This window comes from Burkholderia sp. Bp9016 (assembly GCF_003857765.1).
GTDB lineage: Bacteria > Pseudomonadota > Gammaproteobacteria > Burkholderiales > Burkholderiaceae > Burkholderia.
This window is the reverse complement of the sequence record NZ_QTPY01000008.1, coordinates 196993-222478: the sequence shown is the minus strand read 5'-3', so window position 1 is coordinate 222478 and position 25486 is coordinate 196993. Positions and strand designations below refer to the sequence as shown.

The window sequence follows — 25486 nt, the reverse complement described above, 5'->3', positions numbered from 1 at the left end:
TTCATGGCAAAGTTTTTTATCGATCGCCCGATCTTCGCGTGGGTGATCGCCATCATCCTGATGCTGGCCGGGGTTGCGGCGATCTTCACGCTGCCGATCTCGCAGTATCCGACGATCGCGCCGCCATCGATCCAGATCACCGCGAACTACCCGGGCGCTTCCGCGAAGACGGTGGAAGACACGGTGACGCAGGTGATCGAGCAGCAGATGAGCGGTCTCGACAACTTCCTGTACATGTCGTCGACGAGTGACGACTCGGGCAACGCCACGATCACGCTGACGTTCGCACCGGGTACCAACGCCGACATCGCACAGGTTCAGGTCCAGAACAAGCTGTCGCTCGCGACGCCGATTCTGCCGCAGGTCGTGCAGCAGCTCGGCCTCAAGGTGACGAAGTCGAGCAGCAGCTTCCTGCTGGTGCTCGCCTTCAACTCCGAAGACGGCAGCATGAACAAGTACGACCTCGCGAACTTCGTGGCGTCGCACGTGCAGGATCCGATCAGCCGGTTGAACGGCGTCGGCACCGTCACGCTGTTCGGCTCGCAGTACGCGATGCGGATCTGGCTCGACCCGAACCGCCTGACGAACTACGGCCTCACGCCGGTCGACGTGACGACCGCGATCACCGCGCAGAACGTGCAGATCGCGGGCGGCCAGATCGGCGGCACGCCGGCCAAGCCGGGCACCGTGCTGCAGGCGACGATCACCGAATCGACGCTGCTGCAGACGCCCGAGCAGTTCGGCAACATCCTGCTGAAGGTCAACCAGGACGGCTCGCAAGTTCGCCTGAAGGACGTCGCGCAGATCGGCCTCGGCGGTGAAAACTACAACTTCGACACGAAGTACAACGGTCAGCCGACGGCCGGCCTCGGTATCCAGCTCGCGACCAACGCCAACGCGCTCGCGACCGCGAAGGCCGTGCGCGCGAAGATCGACGAGCTCGCACCGTTCTTCCCGCACGGCCTCGTCGTGAAGTATCCGTACGACACGACGCCGTTCGTGAAGCTGTCGATCGAGGAAGTGGTCAAGACGCTGCTCGAAGGTATCGTGCTCGTGTTCCTCGTGATGTATCTGTTCCTGCAGAACCTGCGTGCGACGATCATCCCGACGATCGCGGTGCCGGTGGTGCTGCTCGGCACGTTCGCGATCATGTCGATGGTGGGCTTCTCGATCAACACGCTGTCGATGTTCGGCCTCGTGCTCGCGATCGGCCTGCTGGTGGACGATGCGATCGTGGTGGTGGAGAACGTCGAGCGCGTGATGGCGGAAGAGGGGCTGTCACCGAGGGAGGCGACCCGCAAGGCGATGGGCCAGATCACCGGTGCGCTCGTCGGCGTGGCGCTCGTGCTGTCGGCGGTGTTCGTGCCGGTCGCGTTCTCCGGCGGTTCGGTCGGCGCGATCTATCGTCAGTTCTCGCTGACGATCGTGTCGGCGATGGTGCTGTCGGTGCTGGTCGCGTTGATTCTGACGCCCGCACTGTGCGCGACGATCCTCAAGCCGATCCCGCAAGGCCATCACGAAGAGAAGAAGGGCTTCTTCGGCTGGTTCAACCGCACGTTCAACAACAGCCGCGACAAGTACCACGTCGGCGTGCACCACGTGATCAAGCGCTCGGGCCGCTGGCTCATCATCTATCTGGTCGTGATCGTCGCGGTCGGGCTGCTGTTCGTGCGCCTGCCGAAGTCGTTCCTGCCCGATGAAGATCAGGGCCTGATGTTCGTGATCGTGCAGACGCCGTCGGGTTCGACGCAGGAAACGACCGCGAAGACGCTCGCGAACATTTCCAACTACCTGCTGACGGACGAGAAGAACATCGTCGAATCGACGTTCACGGTCAACGGCTTCAGCTTCGCCGGCCGCGGTCAGAACTCGGGTCTCGTGTTCGTGAAGCTGAAGGACTTCTCGCAGCGTCAGCATGCGAACGAGAAGGTCCAGGCGCTGATCGGCCGGATGTTCGGCCGCTACGCGGGCTACAAGGACGCGATCGTGATCCCGTTCAACCCGCCGTCGATTCCGGAACTCGGTACCGCCGCCGGCTTCGACTTCGAGCTGACGGACAACGCCGGTCTTGGCCACGATGCGCTGATGGCCGCACGTAACCAGCTGCTCGGGATGGCCTCGAAGGATCCGACGCTGCAGGGCGTGCGTCCGAACGGGCTGAACGACACGCCGCAGTACAAGGTCGACATCGATCGCGAGAAGGCGAACGCGCTGGGCGTGACCGCGGATGCGATCGACCAGACCTTCTCGATCGCGTGGGCGTCGAAGTACGTGAACAACTTCCTCGACACCGACGGCCGGATCAAGAAGGTGTACGTGCAGTCGGATGCGCCGTTCCGGATGACGCCGGAGGACATGAACATCTGGTACGTGCGCAACGGGTCGGGCGGGATGGTGCCGTTCAGCGCGTTCGCGACCGGTCACTGGACGTACGGTTCGCCGAAGCTCGAGCGTTACAACGGCGTGTCCGCGATGGAAATCCAGGGTCAGGCCGCGCCGGGCAAGTCGACCGGTCAGGCGATGACCGCGATGGAAGGGCTCGCGAAGAAGCTGCCGGTGGGTATCGGCTATTCGTGGACCGGACTGTCGTTCCAGGAAATCCAGTCGGGCTCGCAGGCGCCGATCCTGTACGCGATCTCGATCCTGGTCGTGTTCCTGTGTCTCGCGGCACTGTATGAAAGCTGGTCGATCCCGTTCTCGGTGATCATGGTGGTGCCGCTCGGCGTGATCGGCGCACTGCTCGCCGCGACGATGCGCGGCCTCGAGAACGACGTGTTCTTCCAGGTCGGCCTGCTGACCACGGTGGGCCTCTCTGCGAAGAACGCGATCCTGATCGTCGAGTTCGCGCGCGAACTGCAGATGACGGAGAAGATGGGGCCGATCGAGGCCGCGCTGGAAGCGGCGCGCCTGCGGCTGCGTCCGATCCTGATGACGTCGCTCGCGTTCATTCTCGGCGTGCTGCCGCTCGCGATCAGCAACGGCGCGGGTTCGGCGAGCCAGCACGCGATCGGTACCGGCGTGATCGGCGGGATGATCACGGCGACGTTCCTCGCGATCTTCATGATCCCGATGTTCTTCGTGAAGATTCGTTCGATCTTCAGTGGCGAGAAGGAAGACGTCGACGAGGCACTGCGCCTGGCTCAGGAGCACTCGCACCACGAAGAGAAGCCGGGCAACGGCGACGAAGGCAACAAGGGACAGTGATGATGCAAAAACACGCTTTGACTGCAATCGCGGTCGCGCTCTTTGCCACGGGCTGCACGATGGCGCCGCATTACAAGCGGCCCGACGCGCCCGTCGCGCAGGCGTACCCGGCCGAAGGCGTCTATGCGACGCAGCCGGGTGCCTCCGGTGCACGCAGCGCGAACGGGCAAGCTGCGACCGCGATCGGCTGGCGCGAGTTCTTTGTCGATCCGCGCCTGCAGCGGCTGATCGAGATCGCGCTGAAAAACAACCGCGACCTGCGCGTGTCGGTGCTGAACATCGAGGCGGCGCGTGCGCAGTACCAGATCACGCGCGCGGGCCTGTTCCCGACGCTCGACGGTACCGGTACAGGCAGCATCCAGCGCGTGCCGCAGGGCTTGTCGACGATAGGTACGCCGTATATCTCGCGCGCCTACAACGTCGGCCTGTCCGCGTCGTGGGAGCTCGACCTGTTCGGCCGCGTGCAGAGCCTGAAGGACCAGGCGCTCGCGCAATACCTGTCGACGTCATATGCACGACAGGCGCAGGAGATCTCTCTGGTGTCGCAGGTGGCCGATCAATACCTGACGCTGCTGTCGACCGACGATCTGCTGAAGGTCACCGAGAACACGCTGAAGACTGCGCAGGACTCGTACAACCTGACGAAGCTGCAGTTCGACAACGGCACGGGCTCCGAGCTCGACCTGCGTCAGGCGCAGACGGTCGTCGAGACGGCGCTCGCGAACCAGCAGCAGCAGGCGCGTGCGCGTGCGCAGGCGCTGAACTATCTGGTGCTGCTGATCGGCGAGCCGCTGCCGGACGACCTGCCGGCGGGCATGCCGCTCGACGCGCAGAACCTGCTGACGGACATCCCGGCCGGGTTGCCGTCGGACCTGCTGATGCGTCGTCCGGACGTGATGCAGGCCGAGCAGACGCTCTTGGCCGCGAACGCGAACATCGGCGCGGCACGCGCGGCGTTCTTCCCGCGCATTTCGCTGACGGGCGCGTTCGGCACCGGCAGCCCGACGCTCGGCGGCCTCTTCAAGGCCGGCACGGCGGTGTGGTCGTTCGCGCCGCAGATCACGATGCCGATCTTCGAGGGCGGGCAGAACATCGCGAACCTGAACCTCGCGAACGTGCAGAAGCGCATCGAGATCGCCAACTACGAGAAGGCGATCCAGTCGGCGTTCCGCGACGTGGCTGACGGGCTGGCCGCACGCGGCACGTACGACCAGGAGATCGCGGCGCTCGAGCGCAACGAGCACGCGCAGCAGCGACGTTTCGATCTGTCGGACCTGCGTTACAAGAACGGTGTCGACAGCTACCTGTCGGTGCTGACCGCGCAGACGGACCTGTACAACGCGCAGCAGACGCTGATCAATGCGCGTCTGGCCCGCTGGACCAACCTGGTCAACCTGTACCGTTCACTGGGCGGCGGCTGGATCCAGCGTGCCGGCGAGACGCCGCGCGCACCCGACCAGACGGAAGACTACGACAAGGCAGCCGCACCGGCGCCTGCGTCGGCAGTGACGACGAACGGGTAAGCACGACGGCGGACAGGGGCGGGCGACCGCTCCGGTTCGCCGAAGCGCCGGACCGTACACGCGAAAACGCCACGGACGAGAGTCCGTGGCGTTTCTTTTTGTGCGGCTGGTTTGCGGTGAGGGTGGGGGAAGGCGGGGCGGGGTTTGGGCGGGTGGGGTCGCGTGCTGTCGTTGTGTTGAGCGGTGGAGCCGAGCGACGTCGCTCGGCACGATGCCGCCGGCCTTCAGCCGCCCAACCCCCCATCGCCAGAACGCTCTCGCCCTCGCAGCCGTCCCGCCTCTGCACCCCGCACAAAGCAAAACGCCACGGCATGCCGTGGCGTTGTTCCTCTACCGCGTCGCGCCGCGATCCGGCGTGTCCGGATTGGGCCGGTCAGTGGTGCACGTCGGCCGGGCGTCCGTCGAAGTCGTGTCCGGCACGGCGGATGTCACAACGTGCGTCCTTCTCGCCTTTCACGCCGTTGAACACGATGTTCAGAATCACCGAGGTCGCCGACGCGAGCAGGATGCCGCTGTGCAGGATCGGTGCGAGTGCCGGCGGCAGCTTCGAGAAGAAGTGCGGCGACACGACCGGCACGAGGCCCATGCCGACGCTCACGGCGACGATGAACAGGTTGTGCGTGTTGTTCACGAAGTCGACCTTCGACAGCACCTTGATGCCGTTCGCGGCCACCATCCCGAACATCACGATGCCCGCGCCGCCCAGCACGAACGGCGGCACCGATGCGACGACCTGCGCCATCTTCGGGAACAGGCCGAGCAGCACCAGGATCACGCCGCCCGTCGCGCAGACGAACCGGCTCTTCACGCCCGTCACGCCGATCAGGCCGACGTTCTGCGAGAACGACGTATGCGGGAACGAGTTGAAGATGCCGCCGATCAGCGTGCCGAGACCGTCGACGCGCAGGCCGCGCACGAGACGCTCCTGGTTGACCGGACGGTCGACCATGTCGCCGACTGCGAGGAACATCCCGGTCGATTCGATGAACGTGACGAACATCACCGTGACCATCGTCGCGATCGACAGCGGGTCGAAGTGCGGCCAGCCGAAGTGGAACGGCATCACGATGCCGACCCACGGGGCGTGCGCCACGCCGTCGGTATTCACGCGGCCGATCGCGAACGCGATCACGAAGCCGGCGACGATGCCGAGCAGCACCGAGATGTTCGCGACGAAGCCGCGGCCGAACTTGTTGATCAGCAGGATCAGCGTGAGCACGAGCAGCGACAGGCCGAGGTAGACGGGGCTGCCGTATTCTGGGTTGCCGACGCCGCCGGCCGCCCAGTTGATGCCGACTTCCATCAGCGACAGCCCGATCACCGCGATCACGGTGCCGACGACGACCGGCGGGAAGAATCGCAACAGCTTGCCGATCATCGGCGCGAGCACGATGCCGATGATGCCGGCCGCGATCGTTGAACCGAAGATGTCGAGAATGCCGAGGCCGGGGTTGGTGCCGATCGCGATCATCGGGCCGACTGCCGCGAACGTGCAGCCCATGATGACGGGCAGGCGGATCCCGAAGATCCACAGGCCGAGCGTCTGGATCAGCGTTGCGATGCCGCACGAAAACAGATCGGCGCTGATCAGAAACGCGATCTGGTCTTTCGGCAGCTTCAGCGCGCCGCCGATGATGAGCGGCACGGCGACAGCGCCGGCGTACATGACGAGGACGTGCTGGAGACCAAGCGTTACAAGCTTGCCGGTCGGCAGCACCTCATCGCACGGATGGACCGTGTTCGATTGCATCTGTCTCACTCCATGATCTTGTTTTCGGGGTGATACGAAGTTATGCGGAATGCACCATCGCAACAAGAGCGCTGGGTTCTATTCCGTTCTTTGCTGGTTCGATATGCCATTTCGGCATGAAACGGGGTGTCGATCATCGGGAAACTGCCGCAGGAGTGAGGTTCACCGGTTTTATAGCCCTCCAAAATAGTGCGGACCCCCGAGTCAAATATAGGCGGCTTTATGGTGTGTATCGCGCATGCGGCATAGTGGCAAAATCGACCTGCGAAAAATCGTGCCGGGTTAACCCGCGAGCGGCCGTTTTTGCCATCAAGGTGCACCCGGGTGCCACCCGTCGGTCGCGGCCGCGTTTTAGCGTCGTCGATGGGCAAATTCGCCGCGTAAATCGGGGCGCGTATCGCGATCCCGCTATCATCGATATCCGTTCATTCGAATATCGCCTTCCCGTCATGCGCCTGCTCGGAATCGACCTCGGCACCGGCTCTGTCAAACTAGTCACGCTCGATGCCGACGGCATCGAGCGTGCGGTCGCGAGCGAACCCTATTCGTTGTCGTCGCCGCAGCCGGGCTGGGCGGAAATCTCGCCGCACGTTTGGTGGGATGCACTGGCGCGCGCCGCCGCGAAATTGCCGGCCGGCGAGCGCGAGCAGGTCGTCGCGATCGGTTTCTCCGGCCAGATGCATGGCGTCGTGCTGATCGACGCGGCCGGGCAGCCGGTGCGGCCCGCGCTGCTCTGGCCCGATACGCGTGCGGTGCGCGAAGCCGATGCAGCCACCCGGCCCGACGCCGGTTTGCCCGTCGCTCCGAACCCCGTCGCGCCCGGCATGGCGGGGCCGCTGTTGCGCTGGCTGGCCGAACACGAGCCGCAGTCATTGCGTGCCGCGCGCTGGGCCGTGCAGCCGAAGGACTGGCTGCGTATCGCGCTGGGCGGCGACGTTGCGGCCGATCCGAGCGACGCGTGCGCGACCGCGCTGGCGACACCGGACGGCGCCTGGGACGCACCGCGGATCGCCGCGCTTGGCCTGCCGGCCGACCGTTTCGCGCCGGTGCGCGCGTCGGGCATGCGCTGCGGTGCGCTCGGTGCGCAGGCCGCCGCGGCACTCGGCTTGCCGGCCGGCGTGCCGCTCGCGACGGGCGCCGCCGATACCGCATGCGCGGCGCTCGGCAGCGGGCTCGCCGCGGCTGGCGACGCACTGCTGACCACCGGCAGCGGCGGCCAGATCGTCGTGCTCGCGGATACGTTGCCGCCTGCGCGGCGCGGACTGCATCGCTATCGCACGGCGGCTGGCGGCGGCTATTACACGATGGCCGCGATGCAGAACGTCGGGCTTGCGCTCGAAGCCGTGCGCGGCTGGCTCGGCTACGCGGGCTGGCCCGATGCATACGACGACGCGTTCGCGCAGCCGGCGTCCGGGCGATTGTGTTTTCTGCCGTATCTGACGGGCGAGCGCTCGCCATGGATGAACCCCGATGCGCGCGGCGGCTGGCTCGGTCTCGGGCTCGGCGACACGCGCGGCGCGATGATGCGCGCGGCGTTCGAAGGCGTCGCGTTCGCCTTGCGCGCGGGGCTCGATGCGATTCGCGATGCGAACCATGCCGATCCGGTGACGACGCTGCGCCTCGCGGGCGGCGGCTCGGTCGATCCGCGCTGGCGCCAGTTGCTCGCGGACGCGCTCGGCGCATCGCTCGACGCGGTCGACTGTCCGAATGCGGCGACGCGCGGTGCCGGGCTGCTCGCGGGAATCGCCATCGGACACTGGCGCGAGGATGCGTTGCACACGCTGGCGCCCGCCGCATCGCCGGTCGCCACGCCGCGCGACGATCGTGCGCTGGCCGCACGTCATGCACGCTTCGTCGACCTGTATGCGCGAACGGATGCATGGTTCACGGCGGGTGTTTAAACTCGGGCACTTGTCCGGGTGCGTCAGCGATGACGCATCGAGGCAAGCCGACGGCCGTTTCCGGCACACGACGCGTACCGGGATCGACGATCATGCCCGGCACGATAGGGGCCGCATGTGCCGGGTGGTTTGGCTTTACAAGGGGCCGGCCGCTCGGGGCAGCGCCGAGGGCTGGCTTCGCGACACAGACGCAAGTCGATGATCTGATTACACGCGCTGCCGCTCGGGAAGATCGACGGCGGCCGCGACCTGATGAACGAGAGCGAATCGCTTCGCTCGATCGTGCTGTATTGAACGGAAGGGAAACCCCATGCTCGAACTCGTTTCTTCGCATGCTTGCCACGGCGGCGAGCAACGCTTCTATCGCCACGATTCGAAGGCGATCGGTCTGCCGATGAAGTTCTCGGTGTACCTGCCGCCGCAGGCCGCGCACGGCCGCGTGCCGGCGCTGTTCTATCTCGCGGGGCTCACGTGCACCGAAGAGACGTTCGCGATCAAGGGCGGCGCGCAGCAATACGCGGCGCAGCACGGCATCGCGCTCGTGATGCCCGATACGAGCCCGCGCGGTGCGGGCGTGGCGGGCGAGACCGATGCGTGGGATTTCGGCGTCGGTGCGGGCTTCTACGTCGATGCGACGCAAGCGCCGTGGTCGGCGCATTACCGGATGGAGTCGTACGTGACGGGCGAGCTGCGCGAGCTCGTCGCGGCCGAGCTGCCGATCGACGGCGCGCGGCTCGGGATCTTCGGTCACTCGATGGGCGGGCATGGCGCGCTGACGCTCGCGCTGCGTCACCCGGACCTGTACCGCTCGGTGTCGGCGTTCGCGCCGATCGCCGCGCCGACGCGCTGCCCGTGGGGCGAGAAGGCGTTCTCCGGTTATCTCGGCGCCGATCGCGAAGCGTGGAAGCAGCACGATGCGAGCGAACTCGTCGCGCGCGCAGATGCGCCGAAGTTCGCGGACGGCATCCTCGTCGACCAGGGCCTCGCCGACTCGTTCCTCCCGAACCAACTGAACCCCGACGTGTTCGAAGCCGCTTGCGCGAAGGCCGGGCAGCCGCTGACGCTGCGCCGCCATCCGGGCTACGACCACGGGTACTACTTCATCTCGACGTTCATCGCCGATCACATCGCGCATCATGCGCGCGTGTTGGTGCGGTGAGTGCGGCGCGCTGCACCCCGCGCGCATAAAAAACGCCGGCGCTGCCCTCGGGGGCACGTCGGCGTTTTCGTTTTTGCGGTTTGACGATCAGTGGCGCCGCAACAGACTCGCGCCGTACACCAGCGCCGACAACGCGGTGATCCAGAAGCTCGTCGGCCAGTCGGTGTGATACGCGAGCGCGATCCCGACCCACGCTTCGAACAGTGCGAACAGCGCAGCGAGCAGCACGCCGGTCGACAGCCGCGTCGCCACGTTCTGTGCGGCCGCGGCCGGCCCGACCAGCAGCGTGAACACCAGCAGCACGCCGACGATCTGCGTCGCCGCAGCGACCGCAAGCGCGCACACCGCGAGGAACAGTACCGACACCGTGCGCAGCGACACGCCTTTGGCTTCGGCCAGTTCGGGCTGGAGCGATGCGAACAGCAGCGGCCGCGCGATCAGCGCGAGCGCGGCGAGGCTCACCGCGCCGATGCCGGCCAGCACCGCGAGCGTGTCGTGGCTGACCGCGAGCACGTTGCCGAACAGCAGCGCTGTGACCTGCGTCGCGAACGACGTATAGAAATGCAGGAACAGCAGCCCGAAGCCGAGCGCGCCCGACAGGATCACGCCGATCGCGACGTCGCGGCCCGCGAGCCGTTCGCCGAGCGCGCCCATCCCGATCCCGGCCGCGAGCGTGAAGCCGACCATCCCCCAGATCGGCGAGATGCCGAGCAGCACCGCGCCCGTCGCGCCGGTGAAGCCGACGTGCGACAGCGCATGGCCGGCGAAGGTTTGTCCGCGCAGCACCAGGAAGTAGCCGACGATGCCCGCGAGCACCGCGACGATCCCCGACGCGGCGAACGCGTTGATCATGAAGTCGTATTCAAACATCGTGCGATTGCCCGGGATGAGCATGTCCGTGGTGGTGATGGCCGTGGCCACCGCCACCGCCGTGCGCATGACCGTCGTCGTCCTCGTGTTCGTGATCGTGCTTTTCGATTTCGACGTCGCCGGACATCACGAAGATCCTGCCGTTCACGCGCATCACGTCGATCGGCGAGCCGTAGAGCCGCGACAGCACGGGCCTGGTGATCACCTCGTCGACGGTGCCGAGCGCGGCGACGCCGTTACCCAGATACAGCACGCGGTCGAGCGCGTTCAGGAGCGGATTCAGCTCGTGCGCGGAGAACAGCACGGTGATGCCGAGCTCGCGCTGCACGTTGCGCACGAGTTCGACGACGCCGCGCTGATGGTTGGGGTCGAGGCTGATCAGCGGCTCGTCGAGCAGCAGCAGCTTCGGGTTGCCGAGGAGGCATTGCGCGAGCAGCAGGCGCTGGCGCTCGCCGCCCGACAGTTCCGACAGCGGCCGGCGCGCGAGCGTCGGGCCGCCGACGAGATCGAGCACGCGGTCGACGTCGCGCCGCGTCGCGGCGTTCGTGTGCGGCAGCCCCCAGCGGTGCCCGTCGGCGGCCATCGCGACGAAGTCGTAGCCGCGCATCCGGCGATTCGCGAGGCCGCTGCGAATCTGCGGCATGTAGCCGATCGACGCGTTGCCGCGCACGACCGGTACGCCGCCGACCGACAGCGTGCCGCCCGACACGGGAACGAGGCCGAGCACCGCGCGCATCAGCGTCGTCTTGCCCGCGCCGTTCGGCCCGAGCACGCCGACGAATTCGCCGGGTTCGATCGAGAAGCTGACGTCGCGCAGGATCGTGCGTCCGCCCAGTTCGAGCGTGACGCGATCGACGGCGAGTGCGTGGGGAGTGACGGTCATTTCGCAGCAGGGGTCATTTCTTGCCGGCGGCCAGCGCGGCGGCGAGCGCGTCGAGCTGGCCGGCCATCCATTGCTGGAAGGTCTTGCCGGCCGGCTGCGTCTCGGTGACGCTGAAGCTCGGCACGCCGGAGTCGCGCGCGATCTTCAGCATCCGCTTCGTCATCGGTTCTTCGGCCTGGCTGTTGTAGATCAGCACGCGCACCTGTTTCTTGCGCAGGTCGTTCTCGAACGCGGCGACGTCCTGCGCGCTGGCTTCGGTGTCGTTCATCGTCGCGAGCTGGAAGCGCAGGTTGCGCATGTCGAGGCCGATCGCATCCGACATGTAGCCGAACACGGGCTCGGTGGCCGTCACCGGTACGCCCTTGTATTGCGCGCGCAGCGCGGCGACCTTGTCGTCGACAGGCTTCAGCGACGCGACGAACTTCTGCAGGTTCGCATCGTACTCGGCCTTGTTCGCGGGGTCGGCGCGACCGAGTTCGGCGGCGATCGCGCGTGCGGCGGCCGGCATCGTCGCCGGGTCGTACCACAGGTGCGGGTTGTCGCCCGGTTTCTTGCCGACCAGATCGGCGACGACGATTGTTGCGCGCGTAGCCTGCTTCGATGCGGACAGCAGCTTGCCCATCCACGGATCGTAGTCGGCGCCGTTGTAGATCACGACCTGCGCGTGCTGCAGCGCGCGCGCGGTTTTCGGGCTCGCTTCGAACAGGTGCGGATCCTGGTCGGGATTGCTGAGGATGCTGGTCACCGCGACATGGTGGCCGCCGATCTGCGATGCGACGTCGCCATAGAAATTCTCCGCGGCGACGACGTTGACGGTCGCGGCCTGCGCGAAGCCGGGCGCCGCGAACGACAGCGCGGCGGCCGTGGCGGCGAACAGGCGTGCAAGCGACAGGGCGCGCCGCGGCGCGCGCTTCAGGGTAGTAGGCATGGAACTCCTCGTTGGAAAGGGCGCCGGCACGGCGCCGTGCGCATTGCGTCAGCGCTGCGCGGGCTTGCCCTTGCAGTGCCCGCACAGGCCATTGAGCTCGACCACCTGATGGTGGACTTCGAAACCGTGCGCGGGCTCGCTCGCGGACAACTGCTTCGCGAGGTCGCTGCCAGGGATCTCGACGGTATCGCCGCACGAATCGCAGATCAGGAACTGGCCTTCATGCGGCACGCCGATCTCGCAGCACGCGAAGAACGCGTTCTTCGATTCGATCCGGTGGATGAAGCCGTGTTCGACGAGGAAATCCAGCGCGCGATAGACGGTCGTGGGCGGCACGCGGCCGCGTTGCGGTTCGAGCTCGGCGAGCAGGTCGTAGGCGCCGATCGGGCGCTGCGCGGCAAGCACGCGTTCGTAGACCTGACGGCGCAGCGGCGTCCACGCGAGCCCGTGCTCGGCGGCGAATGCGTCGGCCCGGGACAGCCGGGCGTCAATGGACGATGAGGTGGCCATGGCGTGAAGCAGGCGAATGAAACGAAGTATCGCGATGATATAACGTATCCCATCCCCGTGCAGCCCGAATTCTCGGCTTCGCCTGTACTCCGTCCCCATCATCGCCGTTTCAGCCGCGCCGCACCCAGCGCGCCGCGCGTTGCCGGGCGTGCGTCCCCGGCCCGCGGCCCATGCCGCCGTGCCGCAGCGCATCATCGAAAGCCGCCGCGTCGCCTTGACAGCGCGAATCGCGTATCCGATCATTCGGCCAACGATAGAGCAATTGATCGGCCAGCGAGCGTTCGCTCACCTCGCGGCCTTCGTGCAGCAGAACGAACCGGAGACAACCAGTGAGACTGGACAACAAGGTCGCGATCCTGACGGGCGCGGCAAGCGGCATCGGCGAAGCGGTCGCGCAACGCTATCTGGACGAGGGCGCGCGCTGCGTGCTGGTCGACGTGAAACCGCCGAGCGGGTCGCTCGCGCGGCTGATCGAAGCGAATCCCGGCCGCGCGGCGGCGGTCACCGCGGACGTCACGCGCCGCGACGACATCGAGCGGATCGTCACCACGGCCGCCGAGCGCTTCGGCGGCGTCGACATTCTGTTCAACAACGCGGCGCTGTTCGACATGCGCCCGCTCCTCGACGAATCGTGGGACGTGTTCGACCGGCTGTTCTCGGTCAACGTGAAAGGGCTGTTCTTTCTGATGCAGGCCGTCGCGCAGCGGATGGTCGAGCAGGGCCGCGGCGGCAAGATCGTCAACATGTCGTCGCAGGCAGGGCGTCGTGGCGAGGCACTCGTTTCGCACTACTGCGCGACCAAGGCCGCGGTGATCAGTTACACGCAGTCGGCCGCGCTCGCGCTCGCGCCGCACCGGATCAACGTGAACGGCATCGCGCCGGGGGTGGTCGACACGCCGATGTGGGAGCAGGTCGATGCGCTGTTCGCACGCTACGAGAACCGGCCGCTCGGCGAGAAGAAGCGGCTTGTCGGCGAAGCCGTGCCGCTCGGCCGCATGGGCGTGCCCGGCGACCTGACGGGTGCCGCGCTGTTCCTCGCGTCGGCCGATGCCGACTACATCACCGCCCAGACGCTGAACGTCGACGGCGGCAACTGGATGAGCTGAGACATGGCGCCGTTCGCACGCGCAACCGCCGAACCACGAGGGCACGCATGATGGCCGAGATCGTCGTCGCCGGCGAACTGCTGGCCGAATTCGTCGCCGCCGAACGCGGCCAGGGTTTCGACACGCCGGGCCTGTTCGCCGGGCCGTTCCCGAGCGGCGCGCCGGCGATCTTCGCCGATCAGGCCGCGCGGCTCGGCGCGCGCGTCGCGTACGCGGGCTGCGTCGGCCGCGATGCGTTCGGCGACGCGATCGTCGCGCGGCTCGAACGCGACGGCGTCGACGTGGCGCGCATCCGCCGCGTTGCACGCCCGACCGGCACCGCGTTCGTCGCGTATCGCGACGACGGGTCGCGCAGCTTCGTGTTTACGCTGTCCACCAGCGCGGCCGCCTGCGTCGATGCATCCGACGTCGATGCCGCGATGTTCGACGGCTGCCGCTACTTCCACGTGATGGGCTCGTCGCTGACGAGCGAATCGGCGATCGCGGCGGTGCGGCGCGGCGTGTTCGAGGCGGCGCGCGTCGGCGCGAAGGTGTCGTTCGATCCGAACGTGCGGCGCGAGATGCTGGGCTTTCGCCCGATGCGCGCGGCGCTCGACGAGATGCTCGCCGCATGCCACCTGTTCCTGCCGAGCGAGGCCGACCTGCCGTTCCTTTGCGGGCCGCAGCCGGCCGAACGCGCGATCGCGGGCCTGCTCGCGACGCATCCGTTGCTCGAGCGCGTCGTGCTCAAGCGCGGCGCGGCAGGCAGCGTCGCGTTCGATCGCGCGAGCCGTGTCGACGCGCCGGCCTGCGCGGTCGACGAACTCGACCCGACGGGCGCCGGCGACTGCTTCGGCGGCACGCTGGTCGCGAGTCTCGTCGCCGGCCTGCCGATCGACGTGGCATTGCGCCGTGCGAACGCGGCCGGCGCGATCGCGGTCACGCGGCGCGGCCCGATGGAGGGCAACAGCGGCGCCGCCGAGATCGACCGTTTCCTGACCGAACGAGGTATCGCATGTCCGGCCTGACCTCCACCGCCGAGCGCGCGCGTACCGCGCATGCCGACGCCGTGCTGCGGATGATTTTCGACGCGAATCGCGCGGATGCGCAGCGCGGCATCTATTCGATCTGCAGCGCGCACCGGCTCGTGCTGGAAGCCGCGTGCGAAGCCGCGCGAGCGGACGGCTCGCCGCTGCTGATCGAGGCGACCTGCAACCAGGTGAATCATCACGGCGGCTATACGGGCATGACGCCCGCCGACTTCCGGCGCGACGTCGATGCGATCGCGCAGCGCTGCGGGCTCGCGCCGTCGGCACTCGTGCTCGGCGGCGATCATCTGGGCCCGAACCCGTGGCGGCACCGCCGCGCGGCCGACGCGATGCGAGAAGCGGCCGCGATGGTCGCGGCTTACGTCGAAGCCGGTTTCGAAAAGATTCACCTCGATGCGAGCATGGCCTGTGCGGACGATCCCGCGCGGCTCGACGATCGCACGATCGCCGCGCGTGCGGCCGGGTTGTGCCGTGCGGCGGAAGAGGCGGCCGCGCGTGCCGGCACCGCACCCGTCTACGTGATCGGCACCGAGGTGCCGACGCCGGGCGGCGAAATGACGGGCGACGGCGGCACGGGCGGCGGCGCGATGATGCACATCGTGGTCACGCGCAGCGACAGCATCGCCGCGACGCTCGACGCGCACCGCAGCGCCTTCGCCGCGGCCGGGCTCGACGACGCATGGACGCGCGTGGTCGCGATCGTCGCGCAGCCGGGCGTCGACTTCGACGATCGCCACGTGCTTGACTACGACAGCACGAAGGCCGCGTCGCTCGGCGCAAGCATCCTGCGCACGCCGCGCCTCGTGTTCGAAGCGCATTCGACCGACTACCAGACCGAAGGCGCGCTCGCCGCGCTCGTGCGCGACCACTTCGCGGTGCTGAAGGTCGGTCCCGCGCTCACCTTCGCGCTGCGCGAGGCGCTGTTCGCGCTGACCTTCATCGAGGATGCGCTGATCGACGACGTCGCGCAGCGCTCGCGGCTGCGCGACGTCGTCGATGCCGCGATGCGCGCGCAGCCGGAGCATTGGGCGCCGTACTACCGCGGCGACGAGACCGAGCAGCGGCTCGCGCGCCAGTTCAGCTACAGCGACAGGATCCGTTACTACTGGCTGCAGCCGGCCGTCGCGGCGGCGGTCGAGATGCTGTTCGACAACCTCGCGCGGCAACCGGTGCCCGAAACGCTCGTCGCGCAGTGGCTGCCGGACGTGTACGCGGCGTGCCGCGCGGGCGGCCTCGCGAAGGCGCCGCGCGCATGGGTGCGCCATCGGATACGCGACGTGATTGCGCACTATGCGCGCGCGTGCGGAATGCAGCGGCCGGCGTGACGGGCCGCGAAGGAAACGACGCAATAACGATGCAATAACGACGCAGTTCGAAGATATAAGGAGACATGCCATGCAACGAAAGATGCTCGACGCCGCCGTACGCTGCTTCGCCGGAGCCGCGTTCGCGACGGCCGCCTGCGCCGCATCCGCCGGCACGCTGACGATCGCGACGCTGAACAACCCCGACATGATCGAGCTGAAGAAGCTGTCGCCGGCGTTCGAGAAGGCGAACCCCGACATCAAGCTGAACTGGGTGATCCTCGAGGAGAACGTGCTGCGCCAGCGCGCGACCACCGACATCACGACCGGCAGCGGCCAGTTCGACGTGATGGCGATCGGCACCTACGAGACGCCGCAGTGGGGCAAGCGCGGCTGGCTCGCGCCGATGACGGGGCTGCCCTCCGATTACGACCTGAACGACATCGTGAAGACCGCGCGCGACAGCCTGTCGTACAACGGCCAGCTCTACGCGCTGCCGTTCTACGTCGAAAGCTCGATGACGTTCTACCGGAAAGACCTGTTCGCGGCGAAGGGGCTCAAGATGCCCGACCAGCCGACCTACGACCAGATCGCCGAATTCGCGGACAAGCTCACCGACAAGGCGAAGGGCACCTACGGGATCTGTCTGCGCGGCAAGGCCGGCTGGGGCGAGAACATGGCGTACGTGTCGACGGTCGTGAACACGTTCGGCGGGCGCTGGTTCGACGAGAATTGGAACGCGCAGCTCACGTCGCCCGAGTGGAAGAAGGCGATCACGTTCTACGTGAATCTGCTGAAGAAAGACGGCCCGCCGGGAGCGAGCTCGAACGGCTTCAACGAGAACCTGACGCTGACCGCATCGGGCAAGTGCGCGATGTGGATCGACGCGACGGTCGCGGCCGGGATGCTCTATAACAAACAGCAGTCGCAGGTTGCCGACAGGATCGGCTTTGCGGCCGCGCCGGTCGCCGTCACGCCGAAGGGCTCGCACTGGCTGTGGGCGTGGGCGCTGGCCGTGCCGAAGACGTCGAAGCAGCAGGACGCCGCGCGCAAGTTCATCGCGTGGGCGACCTCCAAGCAGTACGTCGAGATGGTCGGCAAGGACGAAGGCTGGGCGTCGGTGCCGCCGGGCACGCGCACGTCGACCTACCAGCGCCCCGAGTACAAGGCTGCCGCGCCGTTCTCCGACTTCGTGCTGAAGGCGATCGAGACGGCCGATCCGAACGATCCGTCGCTGAAGAAGGTGCCGTACACGGGCGTGCAGTACGTCGGGATTCCTGAATTCCAGTCGTTCGGCACGGTGGTCGGCCAGGCGATCGCCGGAGCGGTGGCCGGCCAGATGACGGTCGACCAGGCGCTCGCCGCCGGACAGGCCGCGGCGGACCGCGCGGTGCGTCAGGCCGGCTACAAGAAGTAACGCGGCGTGCACCGTGCGCGTCGTCGCGCACGGTGCGGGCCGCGCCAGCAGAAAGGCGGGCAGGCCGTTCGCACCCGCGCCTCAACCGGAGGGACTCCGATCATGCGTCATTTACGTCTTCCCCTGAGCCACGCGCCGTCGGTCGGCGACGCGGCGTCGCCGCCGGGCGCACCGCACCGCGCGCGCGGCGGCGCGCGCTGGCTCGTCTCGCCGTCCGTCGCGGTGCTGCTGCTGTGGATGTCGATTCCGCTCGCGATGACGATCTGGTATTCGTTCTCGCGCTACAACCTGCTGAACCCGGACGTGAAGGGCTTTGCCGGGCTCGACAACTATCGCTTCCTCGCGACCGATCCGTCGTTCCTGCCCGCGATCTGGCACACGCTCGTGCTGATCGGCGCGGTGCTCGCGATCACGGTGGTCGGCGGCGTGCTGATGGCCGTGCTGTTCGACCGCAAGTTCTACGGGCAGGGCGTGGCGCGCCTGCTCGCGATCGCGCCGTTCTTCGTGATGCCGACGGTGGCCGCGCTGATCTGGAAGAACATGATCCTGCATCCGGTGTACGGGCTCGTCGCGACCGCGATGCGCGCGCTCGGGATGACGCCGATCGACTGGTTCGCCGATTACCCGCTCACCGCCGTGATCATGATCGTCGCGTGGCAGTGGCTGCCGTTCGCGTTCCTGATCCTGTTCACCGCGATCCAGTCGCTCGACCAGGAGCAGAAGGAAGCCGCGCGCATCGACGGCGCCGGCCCGATCGCGATGTTCTTCTACATCACGCTGCCGCACCTGAAGCGCGCGATCGCCGTGGTCGTGATGATGGAGACCATCTTCCTGCTGTCGATCTTCGCGGAGATCTACACGACGACGGGCGGCGGTCCGGGCGACGCGACCACCAACCTGTCGTACCTGATCTATGCGCTCGGCCTGCAGCAGTTCGACGTCGGCCTCGCGTCCGCGGGCGGGATCATCGCCGTCGTGGTCGCGAACGTCGTGTCGTTCTTCCTCGTGCGGATGCTCGCGCGCAACCTGAAGGGAGAGTACGAGAAATGAGCGACCTCACTTTCGAAGGCCGGCGCATGCCGGCTGCGTTCGACCTCGTGCGGCGCGCGCTGCCCGGCGCGCTCGCGTGGCTCATCGCGCTGCTGCTGTTCTTCCCGATCTTCTGGATGGCGATCACCGCATTCAAGACCGAGCAGCAGGCGTATGCATCGACGCTGTTCTTCGTGCCGACGCTCGACAGCTTCCGCGAGGTGTTCGCACGCAGCAACTACTTCGCGTTCGCGTGGAATTCGGTGCTGATCTCGGCGGGCGTCACGGTGATCTCGCTGCTGCTCGCGGTGCCGGCCGCCTATGCGATGGCGTTCTTCCCGAACCACCGCACGCAGAAGGTGCTGCTGTGGATGCTGTCGACCAAGATGATGCCGTCGGTCGGCGTGCTGGTGCCGATCTACCTGCTGTGGAAGAACGCGGGGCTGCTCGATACCGTGTCGGGTCTCGTGATCGTCTACACGCTGATCAACCTGCCGATCGCGGTGTGGATGACCTTCACGTACTTCAACGAGATCCCGAAGGACATTCTCGAAGCCGGGCGCATCGACGGCGCATCGACATGGCAGGAGATCGTCTACCTGCTGATGCCGATGGCGCTGCCGGGGCTCGCGTCCACCGCGCTGCTGCTCGTGATCCTGTCGTGGAACGAGGCGTTCTGGAGCATCAACCTGTCGAGCTCGAACGCCGCGCCGCTGACGGTGTTCATCGCGTCGTACTCGAGTCCCGAGGGCCTGTTCTGGGCGAAGCTGTCCGCCGCGTCGCTGCTCGCGGTCGCGCCGATCCTGATCGTCGGCTGGCTGTCGCAGAAGCAGCTCGTGCGCGGCCTCACGTTCGGAGCGGTCAAATGAGCGCGGCCGGCAAAGGTGGCGCGAGCGAAGGGACGAACGTGCTGATCTGCGACTGCGACGGCGTGCTGATCGACAGCGAGGCCGTGGCCGCCGACGTGATCGTGCGCGAGCTCGATGCGCGCTGGCCGGGTGTCGATGCACGACCGGTGGTGATGCCGCTGCTCGGGCTGCGCATCGAGCGCGTGCTGGCCGGCGCGGGCGACGCGGCCGGACGCAGGCTGTCGGCCGACGATGTCGATGCGATTCGCCGCGCGGTCGAGGCAGCGGCCGTCAATGCGCCGATGGTCGACGGCATCGACGCGGCGCTGGCCGCGATCCGGCTGACCACGGCGTGCGCGAGCAACAGCTACCGCGCATACGTCGAGGCGGCGCTCGCGCGCACCGGCCTCGCGCGCTTCTTCGGCGACCGGCTGTTCTGCGCGGACGCCGTCGCGCGCCCGAAGCCGGCGCCCGACGTGTATCTCGCGGCCGCGCACGCGCTCGGCGTCGTGCCCGCGCAATGCCTCGTCGTCGAGGACAGCGCGACCGGCATCACCGCGGCCGCCGCGGCCGGCATGACCGTGCTCGGCTTCGTCGGCGGCGGCCATGCGTCGGCCGCGCAGATCGACGCGCTGCGCGGGATCGGCGCGCGTCACGTATTTGACGACATGCACGAGCTGCCCGGCTACGTCGCGCGCTGGCAGGCGACGGGCGCGGTGCTGCCGAACTAGCAACCACGAACGATTGCGCGCCGCGCTCGATCGACGCGGCGCATCACGAACGAACGGAGACAGACCATGGCAAGCGTGCTCCTGCGCAACATCGCGAAGCGCTACGACGACACCGAAGTGCTGCGCAACGTGAACCTCGACATCGCCGACGGCGAATTCGTCGTGTTCGTCGGGCCCAGCGGCTGCGGCAAATCCACGTTGATGCGGATGATCGCCGGGCTCGAGGACATCTCGAGCGGCGACCTGCTGATCGACGGCGCGAAGGTCAACGACGTGCCGAGCGCGAAGCGCGGCATCGCGATGGTGTTCCAGTCGTATGCGCTGTATCCGCACATGACGCTATACGACAACATGGCGTTCGGCCTGAAGCTCGCCGGCGCGAAGAAGCCCGAGATCGACCAGGCGGTGAAGCAGGCCGCGAAGATCCTGCACATCGATCACCTGCTCGACCGCAAGCCGAAGCAGTTGTCGGGCGGCCAGCGGCAGCGCGTCGCGATCGGCCGCGCGATCACGCGCAAGCCGAAGGTGTTCCTGTTCGACGAACCGCTGTCGAACCTCGACGCCGCGCTGCGCGTGAAGATGCGGCTGGAGTTCGCGCGGCTGCACGACGAGCTGAAGACGACGATGATCTACGTGACGCACGACCAGGTCGAGGCGATGACGCTCGCGGACAAGATAGTCGTACTGTCGGGCGGCGCGGTGCAGCAGGTCGGCACGCCGAACGCGCTGTATCACGCGCCGGCGAACCAGTTCGTCGCGGGCTTCATCGGCTCGCCGAAGATGAATTTCCTGAAAGGCACGGTCGAGTCGGCAGATGCGACGGGCGTGCTGGTGCGCTTCGGCAGCGGCGAGACGCAGCGCGTCGCGGTCGACGCGGCGGGGTTGCAGCGCGGTGCGACGGTGACGGTCGGCGTGCGGCCCGAGCACCTGATCGTGGGGCAGGCGGCGACCGGTGTGGCCGCGCGGACGATGGCCGTCGAATCGCTCGGCGATGCCGCGTATCTGTACGCGGAGTCGGCTGTCGCACCGGACGGGCTGATCGCGCGGATTCCACCGCTCGACACGTACCGCACCGGCGAGGCGCTGCACGTGCATGCGCAGGCCGAGCACTGCCACCTGTTCGACGAAAACGGGCAGGCGTTCCGGCGGCTCGACGTGCACGCGAAGGCGGCGTGAGGGCGCGCGCCGGTCAGCGGCGCAGGTGCGGCGGCGTCAGGCCGCCTTCGCTTCGAGCGCCGCGCGTGCGCAGGTTTCGTCGGTGACGAGCCCCGACAGCCAGCCACCGCGTAGCGCGGCGATCACCGCGTCGCGCTTTTTCGGGCCGCCGGCGAATGCGATCGTCGGGCGCCTGGGCGGCGTGTCGAGCGCGACGCTCGTCACGCGCCCGCTCGTCGATACGTCGATCCGCTTGCCCTGCGCGTCGATCGGCACGCCGAGCAGTTCGGCCACCGCGCCGAGCGCGGTCATCTCGTCGCGCTCCTGCTCGGTGATGAAGCCGTCTTCGTAGAGCGGGCAGTGCGGGCCGATGTTGCCGATCCCGACGAACGCGACGTCCGCCTTGCCCGACAGCGTATCGACGATCCGGTACAACCGGTGATTGCACCATTGCGCGCGCTCGGCGGCGCTGTCGGCGAACAGCGGCGCGGGCAGCAGGAAGTGCTTGCTGCCGGTTTTCTCGGAGATGTACTGCGCGACGTCGTAGCGGTTCGACGAGCCGTCCGCCGCGATCGCGCCGACCATCGACACGAGACGGTGCTGCGGCCGGTCGATCTGCGCGATCTGTGCGACCGCGGCCTTCAGCGTCCGGCCGCTGCTCACGGCGATCACCATCGGTCGCGTCTCGTTCAGGTAGCGCTCCATCACCTGCGCGCCGGCGACCGCGAGCTTGCGGTCGATCGCTTCGGGTGCGTCGGCATCGACGGGCACGACTTCGCACATCGCGAGGCCGTAGCGTTTAGACAGCTGCGCGCCGAGGTCGAGACAGTCGGCGAGCTGGTGATCGACGCGCACGCGGATCAAATTCTTCTCGACCGCGAACGCGACGAGGCGCTGCGCGACCGGGCGCGACACCTGCAGCTTCTCGGCGATTTCGTTCTGCGTGTCGCCCGCGACGTAGTAGAGCCACGCGGCACGCGTGGCGAGATCGAGTTTTTCTGAGGACTTGGACACGATAGCGGTTCGGTTCGGATCTTGGCCGGCCGTCGGGCGGCGCAACGGCATCCACTGTAACGCATGCCGGGCGCGCGGCCGATGGCCGCGGTGCGTCGCCGCGGCGGCGTTTACGCGAGCCGCGCGCGCGACGGTTCGTAAAGCGGACGCACGTGACGGTACAGCGAGCGGAATGCGTCGAGGCGCTCGCGCAGCAGCGCGTGACGCGCGGCGTCGGGCGCGTATTCGGCGCGCACCGGCGGCTTGGTCAGCACCGCATGCGGATCACCGCCGACGGCGAGCCAGCCGAGTCGTGCCGCACCGAGCGCCGCACCGGTTTCGCCGCCGCCGTGCTGGCGCGTGTGCACGTTCAGCGCATCGGCGATCAGCTGCGCCCAGAACGCGCTGCGTGCGCCGCCGCCGATCAGCGACAGCCGGTCGGTTTCGACGCCGGCCGCATGCAGTGCATCGAGGCCGTCGGCGAGGCCGAGCGTCACGCCTTCGAGCACCGCGTAGCCGAGATGCGCGCGTTCGGTCGCATGCGTCATCCCGAAGAACACGCCCTGCGCGTACGGATCGTTGTGCGGCGTGCGCTCGCCGGACAGGTAGGGCAGGAACAGCGGCGCCGTCGCGAGCGCATCGGCGTCGAGCGCTTCGATTTCGGCGAGCAGCGCGGGCTCGTCGGTGCCGGTCAGCTTGCAGACCCAGCGCAGGCAGCTCGCGGCCGACAGCACGACGCTCATCAATTGCCAGCGATCGGGAATCGCGTGACAGAACGCATGCACGGCCGACGCCGGATTCGGCATGAAGCGGTCGCCGACCACGCTCAGCACGCCCGACGTGCCGAGCGACACGAAACCGTCGCCCGCGTGGATCGCGCCGATGCCGAGGGCGCTCGTCGCGTTGTCGCCGCCGCCGCCCGCGACGACGACGGCCTCCGACAGCCCGAGTTCGCGCGCGACATCCGCGCGCAGCGTGCCGGACGGCGCGTTGCCTTCGACGATGCGCGGCATCTGGTCGCGCGTCATGTCGCATGCGGCGAGCAGCGCCTCCGACCAGTCGCGCCGCGCGACGTCGAGCCACAGCGTGCCGGCCGCGTCGGACGGGTCGGACACCTTCGCGCCCGTGAGCCGGAAGCGCAGGTAATCCTTCGGCATCAGTACGCACGCGGTGGCGGCGAACACGTCGGGTTCGTGCTTCGCGACCCACAGCAGCTTCGGCGCGGTGAAGCCGGGCATTGCCAGGTTGCCGGCCAGCGCGTGCAGATCGGGCGCGCGTTCGGTGAGCAGCGCGCATTCGTCGGCGCTGCGCATGTCGTTCCACAGGATCGCCGGGCGCAGCACGCGGTCGTCGCGGCCGAGCAGCACCGCGCCGTGCATCTGGCCCGACAGGCCGATCCCGCGCACCTGCGCGAACGCGTGAGGATGCCGTTCGCGCAGCGCCGCGAGCGCGGCGAGCGTGCCTTGCCACCAGTCGTCCGGATGCTGTTCCGCCCAGCGCGGGTGCGGCCGCGACACGGTGAACGGCGTGCCCGCGGTGCCGACCACCGTGCCGTCGGGGGCAAGCAGCAGCACCTTCACTTCCGAGGTGCCGAGGTCGATGCCGAGATACATGAGCGATCCGTCCGTCAGTGAGGAGCCGCTACTTTAGCCGCACGCACGCGCGCATGCCAACGCAGGTTCGCCCGGATGCGCGGCCGGGCCGGTTGCCGGATATCGGGCCGCGTCAGCGCTGCGCGAGCCATGCGTCCACGCGTGCGAGCCCCGCGCGCAGCGCTTCGAACAGCGCGGCGTTGTCGGCGAGCGAGCCCCACAGCGCGCGGCTCGCACACAGCGCGACGGCCGGGTCGTCGGCTTCCACGATCGCGCGCGCGGCGTCTTCGTCCATCACGCCGTCCTGGTATGCATACGGCAGCAGGCCGCGCGCCCGGCGTTCGAGAAAGCGCAGGAACAGCGCCGGCAACACGGCGGTGGCGACCGGCGCGGCGCCGCGCGCGAACGACTCGACGAGCGTCGGCGCGATGAAGCCGGGAATCTTCGAGAAGCCGTCGGCCGCGACGCGCTGGTTCGTATCGAGCACGTACGGGTTGCCGAAGCGTTCGAGCACGACGTCGCGATAGCGTTCGAGATCGAGCGGGCTCGGGGTGAGGCACGGGATCACGTCCTGCGTCACGTAGTCGTGCGCGAAGCGCCGGATCGCCGCGTCGTGCGTCCCTTCGTGGATATACGTGTGGCCCGCGAGCGTGCCGGCCCAGGCGATGCAGCTGTGCGTTGCGTTGAGGATGCGGATCTTCGCCTCCTCGTACGGATGCACGTCGTCGACCAGTTCCGCGCCGGCCAGCTCCCAGCGCGGCCGGCCGGCCGCGAAGCGGTCCTCGATCACCCACTGGATGAACGATTCGCCCATCACCGGGCACGCATCGTCGACGCCGGTCGCCGCGCGCACGCGCTCGCGCACATCGTTGGTCGGGCGCGGCGTGATGCGGTCGACCATCGCGCTCGGCGTCGCGACATGGGCGTCGAACCACGCGAGCAGGTCGGTCTGGCCGCGCCGTTCGAGGAATTCGCGCATGCCCGCGCGAAAGCGCGCGCCGTTGTTGCGCAGGTTGTCGCAGCTTTGCAGCGTGAGCGGGCCTGCGTCGCGCTTCACGCGTTCGGCGAGCAGCGCCGCGAGCGCGCCGTACAGCGTCGTGCGCGCGCCCTGCAGATCGGCCGCGAGATCCGCGTTCGCGATGTCGAGCCGGTTGTGTTCGTCGAGGTAGTAGCCGCCTTCGGTGACGGTGAACGACACGATCCGGCACGCCGGGTCGGCGCCGGCGTCGATCAGCGCGGCGAGGTCGATCGACCACGGCAGCACGCGCGAGATCGCGCGGATCGCCTCGTACGCGCGCTCGCCTTGCGGCGTGACGGTTTCCAGCGTGTATGCGCCGTGTTGCGCGGCGAGCGCATCCATCGTCGCGCGCATGTCGTCGCGGATGTTGCCGACGGTCAGCGACCAGCGTTCGTCGGCCGGCACGGCCGCGTTCACGCGATGCAGATACCACGCCTGGTGCGCGCGGTGGAACGAGCCGGCACCGATGTGCAGCAGCACGGGCGTGCGGGCGGAGGGCGATTCGGTCATCCGGTGTCTCCTGTCGCGATCGGATCG

At 68.0% G+C, this 25486-nt stretch carries 21 protein-coding genes; 12 read left to right on the top strand and 9 right to left on the bottom strand.

From position 1 onward, the window contains the following. The first annotated feature begins 3 nt into the window (after nt 1-3). Both bpeB and DIE13_RS12525 read left to right on the top strand, forming a co-directional pair. Nucleotides 4-3204 carry an efflux RND transporter permease BpeB gene (gene bpeB / locus DIE13_RS12530; protein WP_124827499.1) on the top strand — a complete coding sequence of 1067 codons (3201 nt, stop codon included), beginning with the start codon at nt 4-6 and terminating at the stop codon, nt 3202-3204. Beyond that, the gene (locus DIE13_RS12525; RefSeq protein ID WP_124827497.1) at nt 3204-4727 is read left to right on the top strand and encodes an efflux transporter outer membrane subunit; all 1524 of its coding nucleotides are present in this window, start codon (nt 3204-3206) and stop codon (nt 4725-4727) included. The genes bpeB and DIE13_RS12525 overlap by 1 nt, the downstream gene beginning before the upstream one ends. Nucleotides 4728-5100: 373 nt before the next feature. Here the strand turns inward: DIE13_RS12525 and DIE13_RS12520 are convergent, their stop codons facing one another. Further along, nucleotides 5101-6477, bottom strand: coding sequence for a nucleobase:cation symporter-2 family protein (locus DIE13_RS12520; protein ID WP_175751004.1), 1377 nt, complete (start codon nt 6475-6477; stop codon nt 5101-5103). A 449-nt stretch (nt 6478-6926) separates the two neighbouring features. Here DIE13_RS12520 and DIE13_RS12515 point away from each other — a divergent pair, with 449 nt between their 5' ends. Further along, complete coding sequence (locus DIE13_RS12515) at nt 6927-8378, top strand: xylulokinase (RefSeq protein WP_124827493.1); 1452 nt, start codon at nt 6927-6929, stop codon at nt 8376-8378. Nucleotides 8379-8688: 310 nt separating this feature from the next. Then, a complete protein-coding gene (gene fghA / locus DIE13_RS12510; protein ID WP_124827491.1) occupies nt 8689-9537 on the top strand; it encodes an S-formylglutathione hydrolase in 849 nt (282 codons plus the stop codon). Between the two features lie 87 nt (nt 9538-9624). Here fghA and DIE13_RS12505 read toward each other — a convergent pair whose 3' ends face one another. The 5 genes from DIE13_RS12505 to DIE13_RS12485 all read right to left on the bottom strand — a co-directional run bounded on the left by DIE13_RS12505 (nt 9625) and on the right by DIE13_RS12485 (nt 13074). Then, nucleotides 9625-10407 carry a metal ABC transporter permease gene (locus DIE13_RS12505; protein ID WP_124827489.1) on the bottom strand — a complete coding sequence of 261 codons (783 nt, stop codon included), beginning with the start codon at nt 10405-10407 and terminating at the stop codon, nt 9625-9627. Next, a complete protein-coding gene (locus DIE13_RS12500; RefSeq protein ID WP_124827487.1) occupies nt 10400-11290 on the bottom strand; it encodes an ABC transporter ATP-binding protein in 891 nt (296 codons plus the stop codon). The genes DIE13_RS12505 and DIE13_RS12500 overlap by 8 nt, the downstream gene beginning before the upstream one ends. A 13-nt stretch (nt 11291-11303) precedes the next feature. Continuing rightward, nucleotides 11304-12218 carry a metal ABC transporter solute-binding protein, Zn/Mn family gene (locus tag DIE13_RS12495; RefSeq protein WP_124827485.1) on the bottom strand — a complete coding sequence of 305 codons (915 nt, stop codon included), beginning with the start codon at nt 12216-12218 and terminating at the stop codon, nt 11304-11306. Nucleotides 12219-12266: 48 nt separating this feature from the next. After that, a complete protein-coding gene (locus DIE13_RS12490; RefSeq protein WP_124827483.1) occupies nt 12267-12728 on the bottom strand; it encodes a Fur family transcriptional regulator in 462 nt (153 codons plus the stop codon). 109 nt (nt 12729-12837) lie between these two features. Next, nucleotides 12838-13074: a hypothetical protein gene (locus tag DIE13_RS12485; protein ID WP_124827481.1), complete on the bottom strand. Its 237-nt coding sequence runs from the start codon at nt 13072-13074 to the stop codon at nt 12838-12840. Between DIE13_RS12485 and DIE13_RS12480 the strand changes: the two genes are divergently transcribed. The 8 genes from DIE13_RS12480 to DIE13_RS12445 all read left to right on the top strand — a co-directional run bounded on the left by DIE13_RS12480 (nt 13058) and on the right by DIE13_RS12445 (nt 21367). Further along, nucleotides 13058-13834: an L-iditol 2-dehydrogenase gene (locus DIE13_RS12480; RefSeq protein ID WP_124827479.1), complete on the top strand. Its 777-nt coding sequence runs from the start codon at nt 13058-13060 to the stop codon at nt 13832-13834. The two genes, DIE13_RS12485 and DIE13_RS12480, sit on opposite strands and share 17 nt — an antisense overlap. Nucleotides 13835-13884: 50 nt before the next feature. After that, complete coding sequence (locus DIE13_RS12475) at nt 13885-14841, top strand: sugar kinase (protein WP_124827546.1); 957 nt, start codon at nt 13885-13887, stop codon at nt 14839-14841. Further along, complete coding sequence (locus DIE13_RS12470; RefSeq protein ID WP_124827477.1) at nt 14829-16187, top strand: D-tagatose-bisphosphate aldolase, class II, non-catalytic subunit; 1359 nt, start codon at nt 14829-14831, stop codon at nt 16185-16187. Before DIE13_RS12475 ends, DIE13_RS12470 begins: the two co-directional genes overlap by 13 nt. A gap of 70 nt (nt 16188-16257) precedes the next feature. Beyond that, entirely contained in the window at nt 16258-17583 is a 1326-nt protein-coding gene (locus tag DIE13_RS12465; RefSeq protein WP_124827475.1) for a sugar ABC transporter substrate-binding protein, read from the top strand. Between the two features lie 102 nt (nt 17584-17685). Then, the gene (locus DIE13_RS12460) at nt 17686-18633 is read left to right on the top strand and encodes a carbohydrate ABC transporter permease (protein WP_124827473.1); all 948 of its coding nucleotides are present in this window, start codon (nt 17686-17688) and stop codon (nt 18631-18633) included. Continuing rightward, nucleotides 18630-19481, top strand: a complete 852-nt coding sequence (locus DIE13_RS12455) for a carbohydrate ABC transporter permease (RefSeq protein WP_124827471.1) — start codon at nt 18630-18632, stop codon at nt 19479-19481. The genes DIE13_RS12460 and DIE13_RS12455 overlap by 4 nt, the downstream gene beginning before the upstream one ends. After that, nucleotides 19478-20191 carry an HAD family phosphatase gene (locus DIE13_RS12450; protein ID WP_124827469.1) on the top strand — a complete coding sequence of 238 codons (714 nt, stop codon included), beginning with the start codon at nt 19478-19480 and terminating at the stop codon, nt 20189-20191. Before DIE13_RS12455 ends, DIE13_RS12450 begins: the two co-directional genes overlap by 4 nt. Before the next feature lie 66 nt (nt 20192-20257). Next, the gene (locus DIE13_RS12445; protein WP_124827467.1) at nt 20258-21367 is read left to right on the top strand and encodes an ABC transporter ATP-binding protein; all 1110 of its coding nucleotides are present in this window, start codon (nt 20258-20260) and stop codon (nt 21365-21367) included. A 36-nt stretch (nt 21368-21403) separates the two neighbouring features. Here the strand turns inward: DIE13_RS12445 and DIE13_RS12440 are convergent, their stop codons facing one another. The 3 genes from DIE13_RS12440 to dalD all read right to left on the bottom strand — a co-directional run bounded on the left by DIE13_RS12440 (nt 21404) and on the right by dalD (nt 25459). Continuing rightward, on the bottom strand, nt 21404-22411 hold the full coding sequence (locus DIE13_RS12440) for a sugar-binding transcriptional regulator (RefSeq protein WP_124827465.1): 1008 nt from the start codon (nt 22409-22411) through the stop codon (nt 21404-21406). Nucleotides 22412-22470: 59 nt separating this feature from the next. Continuing rightward, nucleotides 22471-23952 carry a xylulokinase gene (gene xylB / locus DIE13_RS12435; RefSeq protein WP_124827464.1) on the bottom strand — a complete coding sequence of 494 codons (1482 nt, stop codon included), beginning with the start codon at nt 23950-23952 and terminating at the stop codon, nt 22471-22473. Nucleotides 23953-24064: 112 nt separating this feature from the next. Next, nucleotides 24065-25459: a D-arabinitol 4-dehydrogenase gene (dalD, locus tag DIE13_RS12430; protein ID WP_124827462.1), complete on the bottom strand. Its 1395-nt coding sequence runs from the start codon at nt 25457-25459 to the stop codon at nt 24065-24067. Between the last annotated feature and the right edge of the window lie 27 nt (nt 25460-25486).

Bases quoted from the DNA above. Each gene is read 5' to 3' on its own strand.
- bpeB (WP_124827499.1), top strand. From the start codon at position 4: ATGGCAAAGTTTTTTATCGATCGCCCGATCTTCGCGTGGGTGATCGCC.
- DIE13_RS12525 (WP_124827497.1), top strand. From the start codon at position 3,204: ATGATGCAAAAACACGCTTTGACTGCAATCGCGGTCGCGCTCTTTGCC.
- DIE13_RS12520 (WP_175751004.1), bottom strand. From the start codon at position 6,477: ATGCAATCGAACACGGTCCATCCGTGCGATGAGGTGCTGCCGACCGGC.
- DIE13_RS12515 (WP_124827493.1), top strand. From the start codon at position 6,927: ATGCGCCTGCTCGGAATCGACCTCGGCACCGGCTCTGTCAAACTAGTC.
- fghA (WP_124827491.1), top strand. From the start codon at position 8,689: ATGCTCGAACTCGTTTCTTCGCATGCTTGCCACGGCGGCGAGCAACGC.
- DIE13_RS12505 (WP_124827489.1), bottom strand. From the start codon at position 10,407: ATGTTTGAATACGACTTCATGATCAACGCGTTCGCCGCGTCGGGGATC.
- DIE13_RS12500 (WP_124827487.1), bottom strand. From the start codon at position 11,290: ATGACCGTCACTCCCCACGCACTCGCCGTCGATCGCGTCACGCTCGAA.
- DIE13_RS12495 (WP_124827485.1), bottom strand. From the start codon at position 12,218: ATGCCTACTACCCTGAAGCGCGCGCCGCGGCGCGCCCTGTCGCTTGCA.
- DIE13_RS12490 (WP_124827483.1), bottom strand. From the start codon at position 12,728: ATGGCCACCTCATCGTCCATTGACGCCCGGCTGTCCCGGGCCGACGCA.
- DIE13_RS12475 (WP_124827546.1), top strand. From the start codon at position 13,885: ATGGCCGAGATCGTCGTCGCCGGCGAACTGCTGGCCGAATTCGTCGCC.
- DIE13_RS12470 (WP_124827477.1), top strand. From the start codon at position 14,829: ATGTCCGGCCTGACCTCCACCGCCGAGCGCGCGCGTACCGCGCATGCC.
- DIE13_RS12465 (WP_124827475.1), top strand. From the start codon at position 16,258: ATGCAACGAAAGATGCTCGACGCCGCCGTACGCTGCTTCGCCGGAGCC.
- DIE13_RS12460 (WP_124827473.1), top strand. From the start codon at position 17,686: ATGCGTCATTTACGTCTTCCCCTGAGCCACGCGCCGTCGGTCGGCGAC.
- DIE13_RS12455 (WP_124827471.1), top strand. From the start codon at position 18,630: ATGAGCGACCTCACTTTCGAAGGCCGGCGCATGCCGGCTGCGTTCGAC.
- DIE13_RS12450 (WP_124827469.1), top strand. From the start codon at position 19,478: ATGAGCGCGGCCGGCAAAGGTGGCGCGAGCGAAGGGACGAACGTGCTG.
- DIE13_RS12445 (WP_124827467.1), top strand. From the start codon at position 20,258: ATGGCAAGCGTGCTCCTGCGCAACATCGCGAAGCGCTACGACGACACC.
- DIE13_RS12440 (WP_124827465.1), bottom strand. From the start codon at position 22,411: ATGCCGTTGCGCCGCCCGACGGCCGGCCAAGATCCGAACCGAACCGCT.
- xylB (WP_124827464.1), bottom strand. From the start codon at position 23,952: ATGTATCTCGGCATCGACCTCGGCACCTCGGAAGTGAAGGTGCTGCTG.
- dalD (WP_124827462.1), bottom strand. From the start codon at position 25,459: ATGACCGAATCGCCCTCCGCCCGCACGCCCGTGCTGCTGCACATCGGT.